The sequence below is a fragment of the Streptomyces virginiae genome (assembly GCF_000720455.1).
Classification (GTDB): Bacteria; Actinomycetota; Actinomycetes; order Streptomycetales; family Streptomycetaceae; genus Streptomyces; species Streptomyces virginiae.
In genome coordinates this window covers 324,100-343,017 of record NZ_JOAK01000002.1, presented here as the reverse complement: position 1 = coordinate 343,017, position 18,918 = coordinate 324,100, and the positions used below count along the sequence as shown (strand labels likewise).

At 72.9% G+C, this 18,918-nt stretch carries 16 protein-coding genes and 3 tRNA genes; 12 read left to right on the top strand and 7 right to left on the bottom strand.

Annotation, left to right across the window (positions count from 1 at the left end; translation table 11 throughout):
• Positions 1-145 precede the first annotated feature (145 nt).
• Positions 146-1,183 carry a rod shape-determining protein gene (locus IG86_RS0104550; protein ID WP_030037471.1) on the top strand — a complete coding sequence of 346 codons (1,038 nt, stop codon included), beginning with the start codon at positions 146-148 and terminating at the stop codon, positions 1,181-1,183.
• Positions 1,180-2,838, top strand: a complete 1,659-nt coding sequence (locus tag IG86_RS0104545) for a sensor histidine kinase (protein ID WP_078848170.1) — start codon at positions 1,180-1,182, stop codon at positions 2,836-2,838. The genes IG86_RS0104550 and IG86_RS0104545 overlap by 4 nt, the downstream gene beginning before the upstream one ends.
• 27 nt (positions 2,839-2,865) lie before the next feature.
• Here the strand turns inward: IG86_RS0104545 and IG86_RS0104540 are convergent, their stop codons facing one another.
• Positions 2,866-3,306, bottom strand: a complete 441-nt coding sequence (locus tag IG86_RS0104540; protein ID WP_030819419.1) for an Lrp/AsnC family transcriptional regulator — start codon at positions 3,304-3,306, stop codon at positions 2,866-2,868.
• Between the two features lie 69 nt (positions 3,307-3,375).
• On the opposite strand from IG86_RS0104540, the gene IG86_RS0104535 reads away from it, so the two are divergent.
• The 4 genes from IG86_RS0104535 to IG86_RS0104520 all read left to right on the top strand — a co-directional run bounded on the left by IG86_RS0104535 (position 3,376) and on the right by IG86_RS0104520 (position 6,910).
• Positions 3,376-4,041: a LysE family transporter gene (locus tag IG86_RS0104535; protein ID WP_051784955.1), complete on the top strand. Its 666-nt coding sequence runs from the start codon at positions 3,376-3,378 to the stop codon at positions 4,039-4,041.
• Positions 4,042-4,095: 54 nt separating this feature from the next.
• Entirely contained in the window at positions 4,096-4,614 is a 519-nt protein-coding gene (locus IG86_RS0104530; protein ID WP_030819415.1) for a hypothetical protein, read from the top strand.
• Positions 4,615-4,709: 95 nt separating this feature from the next.
• A complete protein-coding gene (locus tag IG86_RS0104525; protein WP_030819413.1) occupies positions 4,710-5,492 on the top strand; it encodes a sulfite exporter TauE/SafE family protein in 783 nt (260 codons plus the stop codon).
• A gap of 68 nt (positions 5,493-5,560) precedes the next feature.
• A complete protein-coding gene (locus IG86_RS0104520) occupies positions 5,561-6,910 on the top strand; it encodes a carboxyl transferase domain-containing protein (RefSeq protein WP_030819411.1) in 1,350 nt (449 codons plus the stop codon).
• On the opposite strand, the gene IG86_RS0104515 is transcribed toward IG86_RS0104520, so the two are convergent.
• Together IG86_RS0104515 and IG86_RS0104510 are read right to left on the bottom strand one after the other, a co-directional pair.
• The gene (locus tag IG86_RS0104515; RefSeq protein WP_030894784.1) at positions 6,907-7,977 is read right to left on the bottom strand and encodes an esterase-like activity of phytase family protein; all 1,071 of its coding nucleotides are present in this window, start codon (positions 7,975-7,977) and stop codon (positions 6,907-6,909) included. The genes IG86_RS0104520 and IG86_RS0104515 overlap by 4 nt on opposite strands.
• A gap of 163 nt (positions 7,978-8,140) precedes the next feature.
• Positions 8,141-9,403 carry an MFS transporter gene (locus IG86_RS0104510; RefSeq protein ID WP_030819407.1) on the bottom strand — a complete coding sequence of 421 codons (1,263 nt, stop codon included), beginning with the start codon at positions 9,401-9,403 and terminating at the stop codon, positions 8,141-8,143.
• Between the two features lie 216 nt (positions 9,404-9,619).
• Here IG86_RS0104510 and IG86_RS0104505 point away from each other — a divergent pair, with 216 nt between their 5' ends.
• The gene (locus IG86_RS0104505; protein WP_078848169.1) at positions 9,620-10,777 is read left to right on the top strand and encodes a carboxylate-amine ligase; all 1,158 of its coding nucleotides are present in this window, start codon (positions 9,620-9,622) and stop codon (positions 10,775-10,777) included.
• A 107-nt stretch (positions 10,778-10,884) separates the two neighbouring features.
• Here IG86_RS0104505 and IG86_RS0104500 read toward each other — a convergent pair.
• The 3 genes from IG86_RS0104500 to IG86_RS0104490 form a co-directional block, all read right to left on the bottom strand.
• Positions 10,885-10,958 (bottom strand) — tRNA-Ile (locus tag IG86_RS0104500).
• Between the two features lie 181 nt (positions 10,959-11,139).
• Positions 11,140-11,212: transfer RNA gene (locus tag IG86_RS0104495), tRNA-Asn, on the bottom strand.
• Positions 11,213-11,217: 5 nt separating this feature from the next.
• Positions 11,218-11,290: transfer RNA gene (locus IG86_RS0104490), tRNA-Asn, on the bottom strand.
• 145 nt (positions 11,291-11,435) lie between these two features.
• Between IG86_RS0104490 and IG86_RS0104485 the strand changes: the two genes are divergently transcribed.
• From IG86_RS0104485 to IG86_RS0104465, 5 genes are all read left to right on the top strand, one after another.
• Positions 11,436-11,741, top strand: a complete 306-nt coding sequence (locus IG86_RS0104485) for a hypothetical protein (protein ID WP_030819403.1) — start codon at positions 11,436-11,438, stop codon at positions 11,739-11,741.
• Positions 11,742-11,837: 96 nt separating this feature from the next.
• Entirely contained in the window at positions 11,838-13,286 is a 1,449-nt protein-coding gene (locus tag IG86_RS0104480) for an FGGY family carbohydrate kinase (RefSeq protein WP_030819401.1), read from the top strand.
• A gap of 160 nt (positions 13,287-13,446) precedes the next feature.
• A complete protein-coding gene (locus IG86_RS0104475; protein ID WP_030819399.1) occupies positions 13,447-15,180 on the top strand; it encodes an ABC transporter ATP-binding protein in 1,734 nt (577 codons plus the stop codon).
• On the top strand, positions 15,177-17,099 hold the full coding sequence (locus IG86_RS0104470; protein ID WP_030819397.1) for an ABC transporter ATP-binding protein: 1,923 nt from the start codon (positions 15,177-15,179) through the stop codon (positions 17,097-17,099). The genes IG86_RS0104475 and IG86_RS0104470 overlap by 4 nt, the downstream gene beginning before the upstream one ends.
• A 71-nt stretch (positions 17,100-17,170) precedes the next feature.
• Positions 17,171-17,686 (top strand): GNAT family N-acetyltransferase, encoded by a 516-nt coding sequence (locus tag IG86_RS0104465; protein WP_030894781.1) that lies wholly within the window; start codon positions 17,171-17,173, stop codon positions 17,684-17,686.
• A 62-nt stretch (positions 17,687-17,748) separates the two neighbouring features.
• On the opposite strand, the gene IG86_RS0104460 is transcribed toward IG86_RS0104465, so the two are convergent.
• Positions 17,749-18,801 (bottom strand): RNA polymerase sigma factor, encoded by a 1,053-nt coding sequence (locus tag IG86_RS0104460; RefSeq protein ID WP_030894780.1) that lies wholly within the window; start codon positions 18,799-18,801, stop codon positions 17,749-17,751.
• Positions 18,802-18,918 lie beyond the last annotated feature (117 nt).

Genomic DNA, 18,918 nt, shown 5'->3' with positions numbered 1-18,918 from the left:
ACAGAAATCCACCCCCATGCAGCCGCGACACACCCACGGCCGGAGCATTCCAACGGGCGAATAGTCCTAATTGCCCGGGATGATATGAGAAGCGACCGGCACTTCCGCCGGTCCTCTTGCGTCAGCGCTCTCGGGAGGTTCTGCCGTGACCGTCAGTCTTGAGCAGTTGCGCCGCTGCCACGTCGCCGTCGACCTGGGGGCGGCCCGGACCCGCGTGTACGTCAAGGGCGCCGGCCTCGTGGTCGACGAACCCAGCGTCGCCGCGGTGAACACGCGCACCGGCGCACTCATCGCCGTCGGAACCTTCGCCGAGCGGATGACCGGCCGCACGCCCGACTACATCAGGGTCGTGCGCCCCGTCTCCGGCGGCACCGTCGTCGACATCGAGATGGCCCAGCGGATGCTGCGCCACCTCCTCGGCGAGAAGCTGCGGCGCGCCCTGCGGCGCAAGCCGCGGCTGCGGGCCGCCGCCTGCACACCGCACGACGCGGACCCGCTCGCCCAGCGGGCGGCCGTGGAGACCCTGGTCGGGCTCGGCGCACGGCGCGTCGAACTGGTCGACACCCTGATCGCGGCGGCCGTCGGCTGCGGACTGCCCGTGGAGCAGCCGACCGCGACGATGATCATGGTGTGCGGGGCCGCGGCCACCCAGGTCGCCGTCCTCTCCCTCGGTTCGATCGTCACCGCCCAGCGGATCCCCGTCGGCGGCGAGGCCATCGACCACGCCGTCGTCCAGCACCTGCGCCACGCGCACGAGCTGATGCTGCCCAGCCAGGCCGTCCGGCCGCTCCAACTGGCCCTGCACGGCAACGGCCTCACCTCCGGCGGGCCGGCTTCCACCCTCATCCACGGCCGTGACGTCGCCACCGGACTGGCCCGCTCCGTCCACGTGGACACCGCGGCCGTACGGGACGCCATCCACACGCCGCTGACCGCCGTCCTCGACGGGATCGGCAAGGTGCTGCGGGACTGCCCGCCCGACCTGGTGGCCGACCTGACGGACCGGGGAATCATGATGGTCGGCGGCAGCGCCCTGCTGCCCGGCCTGGACCAGATGCTGCGGGACGCCACCGGAATGCCCGTCGCCATCGCCGAACGGCCCGACGTGTGCGCCGTGATGGGTCTCGGCGCGATGCTCGAAGGGAAGATCGCCCCCATGGTCCTCAACCCGCTGGCCGGATGACGGACGCCGCACGGGAACCGGCCGGCAAACCCGACGGAAACCCCCGCGAGCGGCATGTCGAGGGACACGGCGCGGGACGCGCCGAAGGGCACGGGAGGCCCGCCGACCAGTCCGACGAGGACGCGGCGAGCCTCCCCGTGCTGCTGGAGGCCGTGCTGAGCGTCGGCTCCGAACTCGAACTGCGCGCCACCCTCCAGCACATCGTGGATTCGGCGGCCGAGCTGTGCTCGGCCCGGTACGTCGCGCTCGGGATCGTCGATCCCGAGCGCGTCCTGGTGACCGCCCTGTTCACGGCAGGGCTGACCGAGGAGGAGCGGGCGGCCCTCCCCCACCTGCCGGACGTCCGCTCCGGCCTGCTCGGCGTCCTCGTCAAGGACCCGAGGCCGCTGCTCCTGGACGACCTCGCCCTTGACCCCCGGGCCGTCGGCTTCCCGCCCGGTCACCCGCCGATGCGCAGCTTCCTGGGCGTCCCGATCCGGGTCCACAGCGAGGTCTTCGGCAACCTCTACCTCACCGAGAAACGCGGCGGCGGTCCCTTCACCGAGGAGGACCTCGCCCTGGTACGCGTCCTGGCCGCGCAGGCGGGCATAGCGATCGGCAACGCCAGGCTGTACGAGACCGCGCGCCGCCGGGAGCGCTGGATCGACGGGGCGGCCGCCGTGACGACGGCCCTGCTGGCGGGGAGTCCCGCGGCGGACGCCCTGACGTGCGTGGCCGAACGGGCCCGGCTGCTCGCCGACGCCGCGGCCGGGGTGGTGCTCCAGCCGACCCCCGAGGGCGGCATGGAGATCGTGGCCGCCTCCACCCAGGGGGACCCCGGGGACCTGGTGGGAACGGCGATCGCCCCCGGATCACCGGTGCTGGAACAACTCCTCGGCGGCGAACCCGTCTTCATCGAAGACTCGGCCACCGACCCCCGCATGACCACCCACGTCCGGATGCGGTTCGGGCCGAGCATGATGCTGCCGCTGCAGAGCGGCGGCCAGCTGATCGGCACCCTGGCCCTGCCGCGCGCCCGGGGCGGCCCGGCGTACGACGCCGTCGACCGGCTGCTCGCCTCGCAGTTCGCCTCCCAGGCCGCGCTGGCCCTCGTACTGGCGGACGCCCAGCACGACCGGGAGCAGCTCGCGGTGTACGAGGACCGCGACCGGATCGCGCGGGACCTGCACGACCTGGTGGTCCAGCGGCTGTTCGCCACCGAGATGATGCTGGAGAGCACCCGCAGGCGCGCCGAGAACGCCCCCGCCGGGGATACGGTCGGCGACGAACTCACCCGCGCCGTCGACGAGCTGGACTCCACCATCCAAGAGGTCCGCACCGCCATCTTCGCCCTCCAGCAGCCGCCGACCGACGCCCCGACCACCTTCCGGGGGCGGGTCCTGCGCGAGACGGGCGGCGCGGCGGTCCTGCTCGGCTTCCAGCCGTCGGTGCACTTCACGGGCGCGGTGGACGCCCTGCTCCCGGCAGCCGTGGCGGGCGAGCTGCTCACGGCCCTGCGCGGCGCCCTGGCCGCGGCGCACCGGCGCAGCGGGGTCACCGCGATCGAGGTGCTGGTCGAGGCGTCCCCGGCCCGGGCCCGCCTGACGGTGACGGACGACGGGCGCACGGAAGCGGGGGCGCGGGGCACGACGGTGACCTGGGAGTCGGCGCTCTGACGCGGGCCCCCTGACGCGGGCCTCCCGTCAGGGCCGGCCGGGGCGGTCGGCCGCGCGCAGGGCGATCCGGGTGTTGGACTGGGCCACCCCCGCCTCCCGCTTCAGGCGGCGCAGCAGCCCGTCGAGGGCGGCGGGGTCGGCCGCCCGGGCGCGTACGAGGTAGTCGTGCGCGCCGGTCACATGGACGACCTCGGTGATCCCGGGGAGCCCGGCGACCTGACGTTCGAACTCCTCGTTGGTGGTGTCCTGGCGCAGGGTGACGTCGATGAAGACGACGAGTCCGCCGGCGGTGTCGGCGGCCGGATCCACCACGACGGTGAACCCGCGGATCACCCCCTCCCGGCGCATCCGCCGCACCCGGTCGGCGGTGGCGTTGGCGCTGAGGCCGACGCGGACCCCGAGGTCGCGGTACGAGATCCGCGCATCCTGCTGCAGGATGCCGAGGATTTCCCTGTCGAGGCGGTCCATGCCGCGATTCTCGCAGTCGGGGCCGATATTCGCGCTCGTACCGCGGGGTGAAGGCCGACGCTGCCCCGTATGAGCGAACTGATGACGCCGGCCCTGGCGGGCGCCGCCGCCGGTCTGGGCGTGGCGATGCCGATGGGTGCGATGAGCGTGCTGCTGCTCCAGGAGGCGATGCGGCACCGCCGGACGGCGATGGCCGCGGCCACCGGCATCGCCGTGGTCGACCTCGGCTACGCGGCCCTCGCCACGGCCGTCGGTCCCTGGGTGGCCTCCCACGTCTCCCCCGTCGAGGCGTGGGTCCGGCTGGCGTCGGCGGCGGTCCTCCTGGCCATTGCGGCCCACGGCCTCGCCGGAGCCCGGGCGAAGCCGGTGACCGGCGAGGCCGATCCGGGCACGGCCGCGGCGGCCGGCCCCGCGGGAGCCAAGGGGAGCGTCACCGGCCTCCGCCCCGCCCGGACCTTCGCCCGCTATGTGGCCCTGACCGCGATCAACCCCACCACCGCCCTCTACTTCGCCGCCCTCACCACGGCCCAGGGCGCCACCCTCGGCTCCGGCCCGGCGGGGGCCGCCTTCCTCGTCGGCGTCGGCGTCGCCTCCCTCCTCTGGCAGCAGTCCCTCGTCACGCTCGGCTCCCTGGCGGGCGCCCGCATCTCCGCCACCGCCCGCGTCTGGACCTTCCGCCTGGGCTACGGCCTGGTCGCCGCCTACGCGCTGAAGATCGCCTTCCCGCTCCCGTGACCACCCCGCCCTCCGGGCCGGTCACGGGCAGCGGCGATACTCGGTCCCGTGAAGATGGGGATCCCCGGTTTCGAGCCGTCCTTCCTGGTCGGGATCGACATGGTCCGGCAGGCGCACGGAGCACGGCTGGCGGCGCTCGTCGGCCGCCGGCTGACCGGGTTCGCCCTGGTGCGCTTCGCCGAGGACGGGGACCCGTACGCCGACTGCCCGGTGGTGCTGGACTTCGAAGGCGTCCAGGTGGAGATCTGCCACTGGAAGTTCGACGAGCTCTCGATCGGGTGGGACACGATCAGCACGTCGGCCGCGATCACGGGATGGGAGGAGTCCGGCCTGACACCCGAGTGGTCCCACCGTGACGAGCGGCTCGAACCGTTCGTCGGCCGCAAGCTGCGCGACGTCGCACTCCTCGAACGGCGGCCGGAGCCGGCACGCCGCGACCTGGCCGCCGCGACGGTCACGGTGGAGTTCGTCTTCGGCGCCACAAGCCTGCGCATCGCCAACGGCATGGACGAGAACAGCATCGAGACCGGTGCGGCCCCGCCTGAGTACGTCCGGCACCGCCCGGTCCGCTGAGCGCCCCCCAGCCCCTGTTCACGAGATCTTCATGCCGCCCGGCCGGACGGTGCGCGAGGCTTGGGCATGGCTGCCGATCTCCCGGAAGGAGCAGCGTGACGTGGTCGTCGGGGCTGCTCGGGTTCACCGCCGGGCTGCTGATATCGGTCGTCACCGCGCCCGTCGGGGTCTCCGGAGCGGTCTTCCTGCTACCGGTGCAGGTCAGTGTCCTGGGGGTGCCGAGCCCGGCGGTGACCCCGACCAACCTCCTCTACAACGTCGTGGCCGGCCCCGGCGCCCTGCTGCGCCACCACAGGTCGGGGAGCCTGAGGGGGCCGCTCACCCGCCTGCTCGTCGCCGGGACCGTGCCCGGCGTCGTCCTCGGCGCGGTGATCCGCGTGTTCGCCGTCCCCGGCCCGCACGTCTTCCGGCTCCTCGTCGCCGCCCTGCTGCTGCCCCTCGGCCTGTGGCTGCTGCTGCGCACGCTGCGCCCGGCACCGGCCCGCCCGGCCCGCCCGCCCTCGCCCCGCACCACGACGGCGACGGCCTTGGCCGTCGGCGTGGCCGGGGGCGTCTACGGGATCGGCGGCGGCTCCCTCCTCGGCCCGATCCTGGTCGGCCGCGGAGCGCCGGTCGCCGTCGTCGCTCCCGCCGCGCTCGCCGCGACCTTCGTCACCTCGGTCGTCGGCGCGGTCACCTACGCCCTGCTCTCCCTCGCCGCCACCGGCTCCGTCGCCCCGGACTGGCCCCTCGGGCTGTCGTGCGGGGCCGGCGGCCTGCTCGGCGGACACCTCGGCGCCCGGCTCCAACCCCGGCTGCCCGAGACCGCGCTCCGGCTCCTGCTCGCCGCCCTGGCCGCGGGCATCGGGGCGCTGTACGCCGTCCAGTTCCTGCGCTGACCACACGGGCGCCGGCCGAAGTACTGTCGCCCGGACACGACTTCGACCTATCCGACCTGGGGTGACCCGTGACGACGACCCGCCTCTCGGCCCGCGCGGCCATCGCCTCCGTGACCGACACCGGCAGCTTCACCGAACTGCCCGCGCCCCGTCGGGAGTCCCCCGCCGACGGCCCGCTGGCCTGGGCCGGCTACGACGACTCCCGCGCCCGCGCCACCGAGCGCACCGGCGAGCACGAGTCCGTCGTCACCGGCAGCGCCCGCATCGGCGGCCGCGAAGCCGTCCTGATCTCCTTCGAGTTCGGCTTCCTGGGCGGTTCCCTGGGGCAGCGCACCGGAGACCGGCTCGAAGCCGCGTACGCGCACGCCCGCGAGCGGCGCCTCCCCCTGGTCTCGCTCATCGCCACCGGCGGCTCCCGCATGCAGGAGGGCATGCTCGCGCTGACCCAGCTGCAGCGCGTGGCCCGCCAGAGCGTCCTGACCCGGGCCGCCGGGCTCCCCCAGCTCGCCGTCCTGCGCGATCCGACCACCGGCGGCGGCTGGGCCACCCTCGGGGCCGGGGCCGATGTCGTCCTCGCGCTGCCCGGCGCCCAGGTCGGCTTCGCCGGGTCCCGGGTGCGCCCGGCGCAGGCGGATCCTGCGGCGTACACCGCCGAGGGGCAGTACGCCGCCGGTCACGTGGACGCCGTGGTCCCCGCCGCCCATCTGCCGGGCACCCTCGCGCAGTGGCTCCGCGTCCTCGCCGCGCCCCGCTCCGGCGGGCCGGTCGAGCCGCCGGCCGCGCTGGCCGGCGTACGCCCGCCCGCCACCGGCTGGGACGCGGTACGGCAGGCCCGCGATCCCGGCCGGCCGCGCGCCGAGGCGTACCTGGACGCGTACTTCGAACTCCGCCTGCACCTCTCCGGGGACCGGGCGGGCGGCACGGACCCGGGCATGCTGTGCGGGTTCGGGCTGCGGGAGGGCCGGGCCGTGGCCTACGCCGCCCAGTGCGGCACCGCCACCCGCCCGGCGGGATACCGCACGGCCGCCCGCGTGGTCCGCCTCGCGGACCGGCTCGGGATCCCCGTCCTCACCCTGGTGGACACCCCGGGCGCGGCGAACGACGCCGCCGCCGAGCACGCGGGCGCGGGCGCGGCGATCGCCGACACCTTCGCGGCGCTGGCGGCGGCCACCGTCCCGGTCACCACCCTCCTGATCGGCGAGGGCGGTTCGGGCGGCGCCCTCGCCCTGGCCGCGCCGGGGAACACCTGGGTGACCCCGGACAGCTACTTCTCGGTCATCGCCCCGGAACTGGCCGCGGCCATCCTCAAGCGCCCCCCGTCGGCCGCCCCCGCCACGGCGGACCAGCTCCGCATCCGCCCCCAGGACCTGGTGGCCCTGGGCGTCGCCCGCGGCATCGTCGGCCACGGAACGGCCTAACGGCGGCGGGCCGGCAGCCGGACGTCCATCCGGTAGAGCCGTGTCACCTGCTGTGCCAGCTCGTTGTCGTCGCTGACCAGCAGCAGCCGCAGCCGGCCGGAGCCGGCGTCCCCGCCGGTGACGACCATGCCCTCGACGTTGTCGACCAGCGGGTGGTTCTGCGGCAGCTTCGACGGCGCGCCCGGCGTGGGGCAGTCGTCGAGGTCCCCGAGCGCGGTCTTGCGGGCGATCCGCAGACCGGGGCCCGCCGTCAGCGTCCCGACCTCGGAGGTGTCCGTCGCGCCCCGCGGATCGGCGACGTACAGCCGCACGGTGATGGCGAACTCCCGGGTGAAGCCCCGCTCCAGGACGATCAGCCGGCCGTCCCCGGTGGGGGCGAGCTCGACGAGGCCGTGCCCCGCGTCCACCGGGTAGGCGTACTGCCGTCCCAGCCGGAACTCGCCGTCGCGGCCCCGCTCCCACGTCTGGATCCGCTGGAGCGTGCGCCCCTCGGCGTCCTTGCCGTCGCCGGCCAGCGGCCCCTCGACCCCCGCCACCAGGGTGCGCCCGCCGGGGAGCAGGGTGAGCGACTCGAAGGTCTGGTTCGCGGTGGCCCGCCCTTGCGGGGCGAGCCGGAGGGCGTCGGGGACCGGCAGCGTTGCCAGCACCTGCCCGTTCCGGCCGTGGCGGCGGACGGCGGGCGCGTTCTCGTCGGTGACGAGGTAGGTGCCGTCGCGGTCGACGACGACGCCTTCGGAGTCGACCGGCCTGCCGGTTCCGTCGGTGAGCGGGATCCGTGCCGTGGCCCGGGCGGCGGGGGTGTCCCCGCGGCCCACCTTCAGGGAGTAGAGCGCCGACTTGTCGGAGACCCCGACGACGGAGCCGTCCCGGTCGAGCGCGAGACCCGAGATGCCTCCGACGAGCCCGCCGTCGAGGGTGGTCTTGTCGAGCGCGTCGGAGTAGCCCGCGACGGAGAGGTACGGCGAGCAGGACCGGTCCTGCTTCGGGGCGGCGACGGCGGGCGGCGCGAGCACCGCGCAGAGCGCGGCGGCGGCCGCCGCGGTCGTGGTGAGCGGACGAAGGCGCATGGAGGCGCTCCTCCTGGTTCGGCGGGCGGGATCGGGGTGGGGGGTGGCTGCCGAACTGTCATATGACTATTCGAAATAAAGGGGAAGGCCCCGCAACACGAAGGCAACGAACCCGCCAACTCTCCTTCACAACCGCCCGGTTGCCCTGCCCACCGGTCGCGCCCTAGGCCTGCGGGGAGTGGGCGTCGTAGCGGGCGAAGTTGCGCCAGCGCAGCGCGAGCAGGCCCACCACCAGTACGCAGGCCAGACCGCCGCACGTGACGGCCACGGCCGGGGAGGTCAGATCGGCGGCGGTCCCGGCGAGGAAATCACCGAGCCGGGGTCCGCCCGCGACGACCACGATGAAGACTCCCTGGAGGCGCCCGCGCATGTCGTCGGGGGTGGCGGCCTGGAGCATGGTGGTGCGGAACACCATCGAGACGGTGTCGGCGTACCCGGCGAGGGCCAGGAAGAACAGCCCGAGCCACAGGTTCCGCGTGAGGCCGAACACCGCGATGGCCAGCCCCCATCCGGCGACGGCGAGCAGGATCGCCAGCCCGTGCCGCCGGATGCGGGACTGCCAGCCGGAGAACAGCCCGCCGAGCAGCGCCCCGGCGGCGATCGCGGCCACCATCAGGCCGACCGTCTTGGCGTCGTCGCCGTACCAGAGCACGGCGATGGCGGGGAACAGCGCCTTCGGCTGGGCCAGCACCATCGCGGCCATGTCGGTGAAGAAGGTCATCCGGATGTTGGGCCGGGTGCCGAGGAAGCGCAGTCCGTCGGCGACGGAGGCCCTCCCCCGCGCGCCGTCGGCCCGGTCCGGCTTCATCGACGGCAGCCGCCACATCGCGTAGAGCGCGGCGGTGAAGGTGAGGGCGTCGACCAGGTACGCCCACTCGTAGCCCCCGACGGCGACGATCAGCCCGCCCAGGGCGGGGCCGACCATCGTGCCGAAGGTCATGGTCACGGAGTTCAGGGCGTTGGCCGCGGGCAGCTGCTCCGCAGGCAGCAGCCTCGGGATCATGGCGGACCGCGCCGGCCCGGTCAGCGCCCCGCAGACGGCCTGCAGCGCGACGACGGCGTACAGGAACCAGACGCGGTGGTGGCCGAGCAGTGCGGCCGCGGCGAGCGCGACCGACAGCGCGGCGGCGCCGAGGGAGCTGTAGAGGCCGAGCTTGCGCCGGTCCACGGTGTCGGCGATGGCTCCGCCGTAGAGGCCGAAGACGATCAGCGGGACGAGGGAGAAGAGCCCCACCAGACCGACGGCGAAGCTGGAACGGGTGATGTCGTAGACCTGGAGCGAGATCGCGAGGGCGGTCATGGCCTGGCCGACCCAGGAGATCGTCCCGCCGAACCACAGCCTCCGGTAGTCCGGGGACGTGCGCAGCGGGGTGAGATCGGCGAATATTCGCCGCCGGGGACGGGTCGGCGCACTAGTACGAGTCACATCGGATGATAAGCATCAGCCCGTCGGCGGCCCCAGGACGCCGTCCGCCTTCTTCACCCACCGGCAACACTCGCCCCACCCTGCTCCGGGCTCTCCCGGCGGGCGGCTTATTGCCGGTAACTCGCCACTATCACCGGACATTTGACCGAATCGACGTGCGCTCCTCACCTCGGGTTCAGCTCATGATGAAAAGACTCGTATGTCCAGGGAGGCGTAGTGATCGAACCTGGCAACAGCACCACGAGCACCGGCACGACGCAGAACACGGTGCGCCCCACCGTGCCCCTCACCGTCGGCGTCGAGGAGGAGTTCCTGCTCGTCGACGTCCGCACGCTCCGGGTGGTCCCCGCCGCCCCGCAGGTCCTGGCGACGGCCGCCGGACTGCCGGGCGAGATGCACCCCGAAGGCACCCGCTACCAGGTGGAGATATCCACCCCGGTCGCGGACTCGGCGGCCTCGCTGCGCGCCGAACTCCTCACGCTGCGACGCACCCTCGGGCGGGCGGCCCGCGCCCACGGCTGCCGGCTCCTGGCCGCGCCCTCGCCGGTCCTCGCGGTGGAGGGGCCGCTGCACCTGACGGATGACGAGCCGCGCCAGCGCGAGCAGCACCGCCGCTTCGGCGCGCTCACCGACACCCTGGTCAGCTGCGGCCGCCACGTCCACATCGGCACGCTCGACGTGGACACGGCGGTGGCGGTGTCCAACCGGATCAGACCATGGCTGCCCACGCTGATCGCGCTGGCCGCCAACTCGCCGTTCTGGGGCGGACGTGACACCGGTCACTCCAGCTGGCGGGCGATGGCCTGGTCGGGCTGGCCCTCGGCGGGCCCGCCTCCGCACTTCACGTCCACGGCCCACTTCCGGCGCTCCGTGCAGACCCTGCTCGGCTCGGGGGCGGCCCTGGACACCAAGATGGTCTATTGGGACCTCCGGCCCTCCGGGCACTGGCCGACGCTGGAGTTCCGGGCGCCGGACATGTCCCCATCCGTCGACTCGGCGGTCCTGCAGGCCGAGCTGGCCCGCGCGCTGGTGGCGACGGCGCTGCGCGAGATCCGCGAACAGCGCCCCGAGCCCGCCCTGCGGGACGACGTACTGCGCCTCGCGCGCTGGCGGGCGGCCCACGACGGCCTGGAGGGCTTCGGCCTCGACCCGTACACGGGCACGGAACTCCCGGCGGCCGACCTCGCGGAGGCCCTGCTGGACCTGGTCGCCCCGGAACTGGCGGCCGCCGGCGACCTGGACCACGCGGCCAAGACCCTGGCCGGCCTCCTGCGCGACGGCTCGGGCGCCCACCGCCAGCGAGCGGCCTACGCCCGCCGCCAGGACCTGACGGACGTCCTGCGCCACCTCGTGGACGAAACGGAGGACTTCTGACGGGCCGCTCCGCAGGAACACCGAAGGCGCGGGCACGCCTGACGGCCCGGCAGCCCCAGAAACGCCAAAGCCGCAGGTGCAATCGTTTCTGCACCTGCGGCTCGCAGTGGGGCGGGTGGGACTCGAACCCACGGCCGACGGATTATGAGTCCGCTGCTCTAACCGGCTGAGCTACCGCCCCTTCACGGCGTGGCGCGTACACGTGTGCGCGCCGTCTGCCGCAGCATAGCCGCTCATACGATCTCCTGCTTCGGATGCCTCGCATGATCGGCTTCGCCTGTTCAGAGAGACCGCGCTGAGGGCTGCCCGGTAAGGGCGACAAAGAGAAAAGAGGACCCCGTGGGGTCCTCTTTTCTGCCTTGCTCCCCCGGCTGGACTCGAACCAGCAACCCTCCGGTTAACAGCCGAATGCTCTGCCAATTGAGCTACAGGGGACTGCGCTCCCCCGACTGGACTCGAACCAGTAACCTGCCGGTTAACAGCCGGCTGCTCTGCCAATTGAGCTACAGGGGATTGCTGCGGTGCATCGAACAGCCCACCTCCGGCCTTGCCGGGGGGCGAGCGCCCGTTGCGAGACATAGATTAGCGCAAGCAGGGGGGTGCTCCGCCAATCGGTATCGACAGCAGGCCGGGCACCACACGACGAAGGGTGACAGGCATGCGGTACAAGGTCACGTTCGTGGTCGGACTGGCTCTCGGGTACGTGCTCGGAACGCGGGCCGGACGCGAGCGCTACGAGAAGCTGAAGAAGTCCGCCCGGCAGGTCGCGCAGAACCCCGCGGTGCGCAACGCCGCCGAGACCGCGGGCCACACCGGGCGCGAGTACGCCGGGAAGGCCTTCGCCGTGGTGAGCGACAAGGTCGGCGACGCCGTACCCGACTCGCTCGCCGGCCGGGTGCGCGGACTGCGCGGCCGGGCCGGCGGCCAGGCCGCCGACGACGACTGGGGCACCAGCAACACCTGACGCGTCACGGGCCACACCCGGAGCCCCTGGGACCCATGAGGTTTCAGGGGCTCCGGGACGGTCGACACCGGCCCCGCGTGCGGCAGAATTCTCCGCATGGGGATAGTCGCCGGGCTGGACAGCTCTTCCGCCTTCACACGCATCGTCGTCTGTGACACCGAGACCGGCGCGGTGCTGCGCCAGGGGTACGCGCCCCATCCGCAGCCCGTGGGCGAACCGGACGGCGCCAGCCCCCACGAAACCGATCCACAGGCATGGCTGCTCTCGCTCGGCGAGGCCGCCGGCGGCGGGATCCTGGAGGGCGTCCAGGCCATCGGGGTCTCCGCGCAGCAGCACGGCCTGCTCCCGCTGGACCCGCAGGGCGCCCTGGTGCGCCCGGCCCTCGTCGGCAACGACAAGCGCGGCCAGGTCGCGGCCGCCGACCTCACCGAAGCCCTCGGCGGGCGGCACGCCTGGGCCGAGGCGGTGGGCTCGGTCCCGCACGCCGCGCAGCCGGTCGCGAAGCTGGCCTGGCTGGCCCGCACCGAGCCCGAGGCGGCCCGCCGGGTGGCCGTGCTGATGTCCCCGCACGACTGGCTGGTCTGGCAGCTGCTCGGCCGCCCGGCGCGGCGGACCACCGACCGCGGCGGCGCCTCCGGAACCGGTTACTGGTCGGCGGCCGCCGGAGCCTGGCGGCCCGACCTGGTCGAGCTGGCGCTCGGGCACCGGGCGCTGCTGCCCGAGGTGCTCGGTCCGGCCGACGCCGCCGGGACCACGCCCGAGGGGCTGCTGATATCCGCCGGCACCGGCGAGACGATGGCCGCGGCGCTCGGCCTGGGGCTGGGCCCCGGCGACGCGGTGGTCTCCCTCGGTGCCTCCGGTTCGGTGATGGCGGTGCACCACGAGGCGCTGTCGGAGCCGGGCGGGCTGATCACCTCCCTGGCCGACGCCACCGGCATGCACCTGCCGGTCGTGAACACCTCCAACGCCGTACGGGCCCTGCGCGGCACCGCAGAGCTGCTCGGCACCGACCTGGAGGGGCTGTCCGAGCTCGCGCTGAAGTCGACGCCGGGCGCGCACGGCCTCGTGCTCCTGCCGTACCTGGAGGGTGAGCGGACGCCGAACCTGCCGCATTCCGCCGGGACCCTCAGCGGTCTGCGCCGGGACTCGATGAAGCCGGAGCACCTGGCCCGGGCGGCCTTCGAGGGCATGCTGTGCGGCCTGGTGGACGCCCTCGACGTGTTGCGCTCGCGCGGGGTCGAGATCCGCCGGGTGTTCCTGCTGGGCGCGGCCGCCGAGCTGCCCGCCGTGCAGGCGGCGGCCCCCGGGCTGTTCGGCACGCAGATCGTCGTGCCGGCGCCGGCCGACTACGCGGCGCTGGGCGCGGCCCGGCAGGCGGCCTGGGCCCTCGGTGTGGCGCAGGGCACGCTGGCCCCGCACACCCCGCCGCTCTGGCCCGCCCCCGCGGCGCAGGTCTTCGAGCCGGGCGAGGAGTTCGCCGCCTGGCAGGGCGTGCGCCAGCAGTACGTCGCGACGCGGGAGCAGATCCACCCCGGCGCGTTCTGACCGGTACCGGCGCCGTTTCCGGCCCCGCCGCGGAGGTCGTAGGACCCGCGCGGCGGGGCTGGTCCTTTTGACCGGCCTTTGCGAAATCCGGTGGGGATCACAGGGCCGATTGGCCGAAGATGGGTTGAACCCCCTCGATCGTGCCGACCGGAGCCTGCGCGTGCTCATACGACTTCTGCGGACCCACCTGGGTCCGTACCGGAAACCCATCGCGGCGCTGGTCCTGCTGCAACTGCTGCAGACCAGCGCCAGCCTCTACCTGCCCACCCTGAACGCCGACATCATCGACAACGGTGTCGTCAACGGCGACACCGGCTACATCCTGCGCTTCGGCGCGCTGATGCTCGGCGTGTCGCTCATCCAGCTCGTCTGCAACGTCGGGGCCGTCTACTACGGCGCCCGCACGGCCGCGGCCGTCGGCCGCGACGTCCGCGGCGCCGTCTTCGACCGGGTGCAGAGCTTCTCCGCCCGGGAGCTCGGCCAGTTCGGCGCCCCGTCCCTGATCACCCGTACGACGAACGACGTCCAGCAGGTCCAGATGCTGGTGCTGATGACCTTCACCCTGATGGTGTCGGCCCCGATCATGTGCGTCGGCGGCATCGCCATGGCGCTCTCGCTGGACGTGCAGCTGTCGGGCGTCCTGCTGGCCGTGGTCCCCGTGCTCGGGATCTCCGTCGGCGCCATCGTCTACCGGACGCGGCCGCTGTTCCGCCAGATGCAGGACCGCCTGGACACCGTGAACCGGGTGCTGCGCGAGCAGATCACCGGCAACCGCGTGATCCGCGCGTTCGTCCGCGACGACTACGAGAAGGACCGCTTCCGCGAGGCCAACGCCGACCTCACCGGAGTCTCGCTGGCCTCGGGCAAGCTGCTGGCGCTGATGTTCCCGACCGTGATCGTGGTCGTGAACATCTCCAGCGTCGCCGTCATCTGGTTCGGTGCGATGCGCGTCGACAGCGGCGGTATGGAGATCGGCCAGCTCACGGCCTTCCTGGCCTACCTGATGCAGATCGTCATGTCCGTGATGATGGCCACCTTCATGTTCATGATGGTGCCGCGCGCGGAGGTCTGCGCGGAGCGCATCCAGGAGGTGCTGGACACCGAGTCCAGCGTCGTCCCGCCCGCCGACCCGGTGCGCGAACTCACCCGCCGCGGACTCCTGGAGCTGCGCGGCGCCGACTTCGGCTACCCGGGCGCCGAGGCCCCGGTCCTGCGCGGTGTGGACCTGGTGGCCCGCCCCGGCGAGACCACGGCGGTGATCGGCTCGACCGGAAGCGGGAAGTCCACACTGCTGGGCCTGGTCCCGCGGCTGTTCGACGCGACCGGCGGCGAGGTACTGGTCGACGGTGAGGACGTACGCCGCCTCGACCCCGAACTGCTGGCGAAGACGGTCGGCATGGTTCCGCAGAAGCCGTACCTGTTCTCCGGCACCGTCGCCTCCAACCTGCGCTACGGGCGCCCCGACGCCAGCGACGAGGAGCTGTGGCAGGCCCTGGAAGTCGCCCAGGCCAAGGAGTTCGTCTCGGCGCTGGAGGGCGGTCTGGAGGCCCCCGTCACCCAGGGCGGAACGAACGTCTCGGGCGGTCAGCGCCAGCGTCTGGCCATCGCCCGCACGCTCGTCCAGCGCCCGGAGATCTACCTCTTCGACGACTCCTTCTCGGCCCTGGACTACGCGACGGACGCGGCGCTGCGCGCGGCGCTCGCCCGCGAGACCGAGGACGCGACCGTGGTCATCGTCGCCCAGCGGGTCGCCACGATCCGCGACGCCGACCGGATCATCGTCCTGGACGAGGGCCGGGTCGTGGGTGAGGGACGCCACCACGAGCTGATGGCCGGCAACGAGACCTACCGGGAGATCGTGCTCTCCCAGCTGACGGAGGCGGAGGCCGCATGAGCGGGCCCGGAGGACGGATGATGATGGGGCCGGCCCAGCGGTCCCTGGACTTCAAGGGATCGGGCAAGCGGCTGCTGGGCCAGATCGCGCAGGACCGGGCCAAGCTGTGGGGCATGGTCCTCGCCGTCGTCGGCAGTGTCGCCTGCGCCGTCGTCGGACCGAAGATCCTCGGCGAGGCGACCGACCTGGTCTTCGCGGGGATCGTCGGCCGGGAGATGCCGGCCGGTGTGACCAAGCAGCAGGCGCTGGACGGGATGCGCGCCCGCGGTGACGAGGGCATGGCGGACATGCTGTCCGGCACCGACTTCACCCCGGGCCAGGGCATCGACTTCGGCGCGGTCGGGGTCGTGGCGATCTGGGCGCTGGTGGTCTTCACCCTGGCCGGCCTGCTGATGCTGGTCGCGACCCGGCTGTCGAACCACGTCATGAACGGCACCCTGTACCGGATGCGCGAGGAGCTCCAGGCGAAGCTGTCGCGGCTGCCGCTGTCGTACTTCGACCAGCAGAAGCGCGGCGAGGTGCTGAGCCGGGCCACCAACGACATAGACAACATCGGCCAGACGCTCCAGCAGACGATGGGTCAGCTGCTGAACTCGCTCCTGACGATCGTCGGCGTGCTCGCGATGATGTTCTGGATCTCGCCGCTGCTGGCGCTGGTCGCGGTGGGGACCGTACCGGTCTCGGTCTACGTCGCCGCGAAGATCGGCAAGAAGTCGCAGCCGCAGTTCGTGGAGCAGTGGAAGACGACCGGCACGCTCAACGCGCACATCGAGGAGATGTACTCGGGGCACAACCTGGTCAAGGTCTTCGGCCGGCAGAAGGAGTCCGCGGCGCTCTTCGCCGAGCAGAACGAGGCGCTGTACCGGGCCTCGTTCAAGGCGCAGCTGGTCAGCGGCATCATGCAGCCGGTGATGTTCTTCATCTCGAACATCAACTACGTGCTGATCGCGGTGGTCGGCGGGCTGCGGGTCGCCTCCGGCACCCTGTCGATCGGTGACGTGCAGGCCTTCATCCAGTACTCGCGGCAGTTCTCGATGCCGCTGACCCAGGTCGCGTCGATGGCGAACCTCGTGCAGTCCGGTGTCGCCTCGGCGGAGCGGGTCTACGAGCTGCTGGACGCTCCGGAGCAGGAGCGCGACGCCGACGTGCCGGAGCGTCCGCAGGAGCTGCGCGGCCAGGTCACCTTCGACAAGGTGGCCTTCCGCTACGAGCCGGACCGGCCGCTCATCGAGAACCTGTCGCTCTCGGTGGAGCCGGGCCACACGGTCGCGATCGTCGGCCCGACGGGTGCCGGCAAGACGACCCTGGTGAATCTGCTGATGCGGTTCTACGAGGTCACGGGCGGAGAGATCGCCCTGGACGGGGTGGACATCGCCAAGATGACCCGCGAGGAGCTGCGCGGCGGCATCGGCATGGTGCTCCAGGACACCTGGCTGTTCGGCGGCACCATCGCGCAGAACATCGCCTACGGTGCTTCGCGCGAGGTGACGCGCGCCGAGATCGAGGAGGCGGCGCGGGCCGCGCACGCGGACCGGTTCATCCGGACCCTGCCGGACGGCTACGACACCGTGCTGGACGACGAGGGCGCGGGCGTCAGCGCGGGCGAGAAGCAGCTGATCACCATCGCCCGGGCGTTCCTGTCGGACCCGGTGATCCTGGTCCTCGACGAGGCGACGAGTTCGGTGGACACCCGTACCGAGGTGCTGATCCAGAAGGCGATGGCGCGTCTCGCGCACGGCCGTACGTCCTTCGTGATCGCGCACCGGCTCTCCACGATCCGCGACGCCGACCTGATCCTGGTGATGGAGAGCGGCTCGATCGTGGAGCAGGGCACGCACGAGGAGCTGCTGGCGTCGGGCGGCGCCTACGCGCGGCTGTACGCGGCGCAGTTCGCCCAGGCGGTCGCCGAGGTCGACTAGGGGCGCCCGGCGGTGGGGCGCCCGGTACGTTCCGTACCCGGGCGCCCCACCGCCGTCGATAGCATGACGCCATGGCATCGGACGTGGTGATACGCCCCGCCCGGGCGGAGGACGAGCGCGAGATGGTGGAGCTGCTCCGCTCGGCATGGTCGCGCGTGAGCGAGCCCGGCCCCAGGCGCCCGGCCGGCGCGGCCCTCTTCGACGAGCGGCATCCCGTGGAGGGCTTCCTCGTCGCGGAACGCGGCGAGCGCATCGTCGGGTACATCGCCCAGGCCCCGGCGAGCCCGCTCGAAACGAATCGGCACGTGCGGCACATCCAGGGACTGGCGGTCCTCGAATCCGCCCGCGGCCTCGGAGTCGGGCGGGCCCTGGTCGAGGCCGTCTGCACGGCCGCCCGGGCCGCCGGCGCCCGCCGGATGACCCTGCGCGTGCTCGGGCACAACGAGCCGGCGCAGCAGTTGTACCGGCGGTGCGGCTTCGCGGTGGTCGGTGTCCTGCCCGAGGAGTTCCTGCTGGACGGGGTGTACGTCGACGACGTCTGGATGAGCCGCAGCCTGTCCGACCCGTACGGATCCGCGCAGACGTAGCCGGGGCAGGGCGACGGGGTGGGGCGCCCGGCGGTGCGCCCCCCGTCCCTTCCGCCCGTCCGTCAGTCGAGGTAGCCGCGCAGCTGGTCGGCGAAGGCGTGGTCGCGCAGCTTGTTGAGGGTCTTGGACTCGATCTGGCGGATCCGCTCGCGCGTCACGCCGAAGATCCGGCCGATCTCCTCCAGGGTGCGGGGGCGTCCGTCCGCGAGCCCGTACCGCAACTGCACGACTTTGCGCTCGCGTTCGCCGAGGGTCGACAGGACGGCTTCCAGGTGTTCGCGCAGCAGGAAGAAGGCGGCCGACTCCACGGGCGAGGCGGCGTCCCCGTCCTCGATGAGGTCGCCGAGCGCGACGTCGTCCTCCTCGCCGACGGGGGCGTGCAGGGAGACCGGCTCCTGGGCGAGGCGCAGCACTTCCAGGACCCGCTCGGGGGTCAGCTCCAGGTGGACGGCGACCTCTTCGGCGGTGGGCTCGTAGCCGCGTTCCTGGAGCATGCGGCGTTGTACGCGCACGACGCGGTTGATCAGCTCGACGACGTGGACGGGCACGCGGATGGTCCGGGCCTGGTCGGCGAGTGCCCGGGACATCGCCTGCCGAATCCACCAGGTGGCGTAGGTGGAGAACTTGTACCCGCGGGCGTAGTCGAATTTCTCAACGGCCCGGATCAGCCCGAGGTTCCCCTCCTGGACCAGGTCGAGCATGGTGAGCCCGCGGCCCACGTACCGCTTCGCGACGGAGACGACCAGGCGCAGGTTCGACTCGATGAGACGGCGTTTGGCCATGCGTCCCATGACGACGAGCCGGTCGAGGTCGAGGGCGAGCCGGGTGTCGAGGTCCGGGGTGGTGCCGAGCTTTTCCTCGGCGAACAGCCCGGCTTCGACGCGCCGTGCCAGATCCACCTCCTCCGCGGCGGTGAGCAGCGGGATCCTGCCTATCTCGCGCAGGTACTGGCGGAACAGGTCGGCGGAGGGTCCCGCTCCGCCCCCGTTGTCGCCGCTGTCCCGCCTGCGCTGCACGGGCACCGGCTCGATCAGCTCCAGTACCTCGGGCTCTTCGTCCACGGCTTTGGCCTCCGAGGACTCGCTCGCGTTCACGGTCAGGGTCCGGGTCTGCACGGGGGCGACCTCCAGGGCTCCGAGGACGGGGGCACCGCATTCAGTGTGGGGTACGACACATCGCTGCCACGAGGGGCGTGCGAGCACTTTCTGAGTCCGGCGCGTGACCGATGGTTA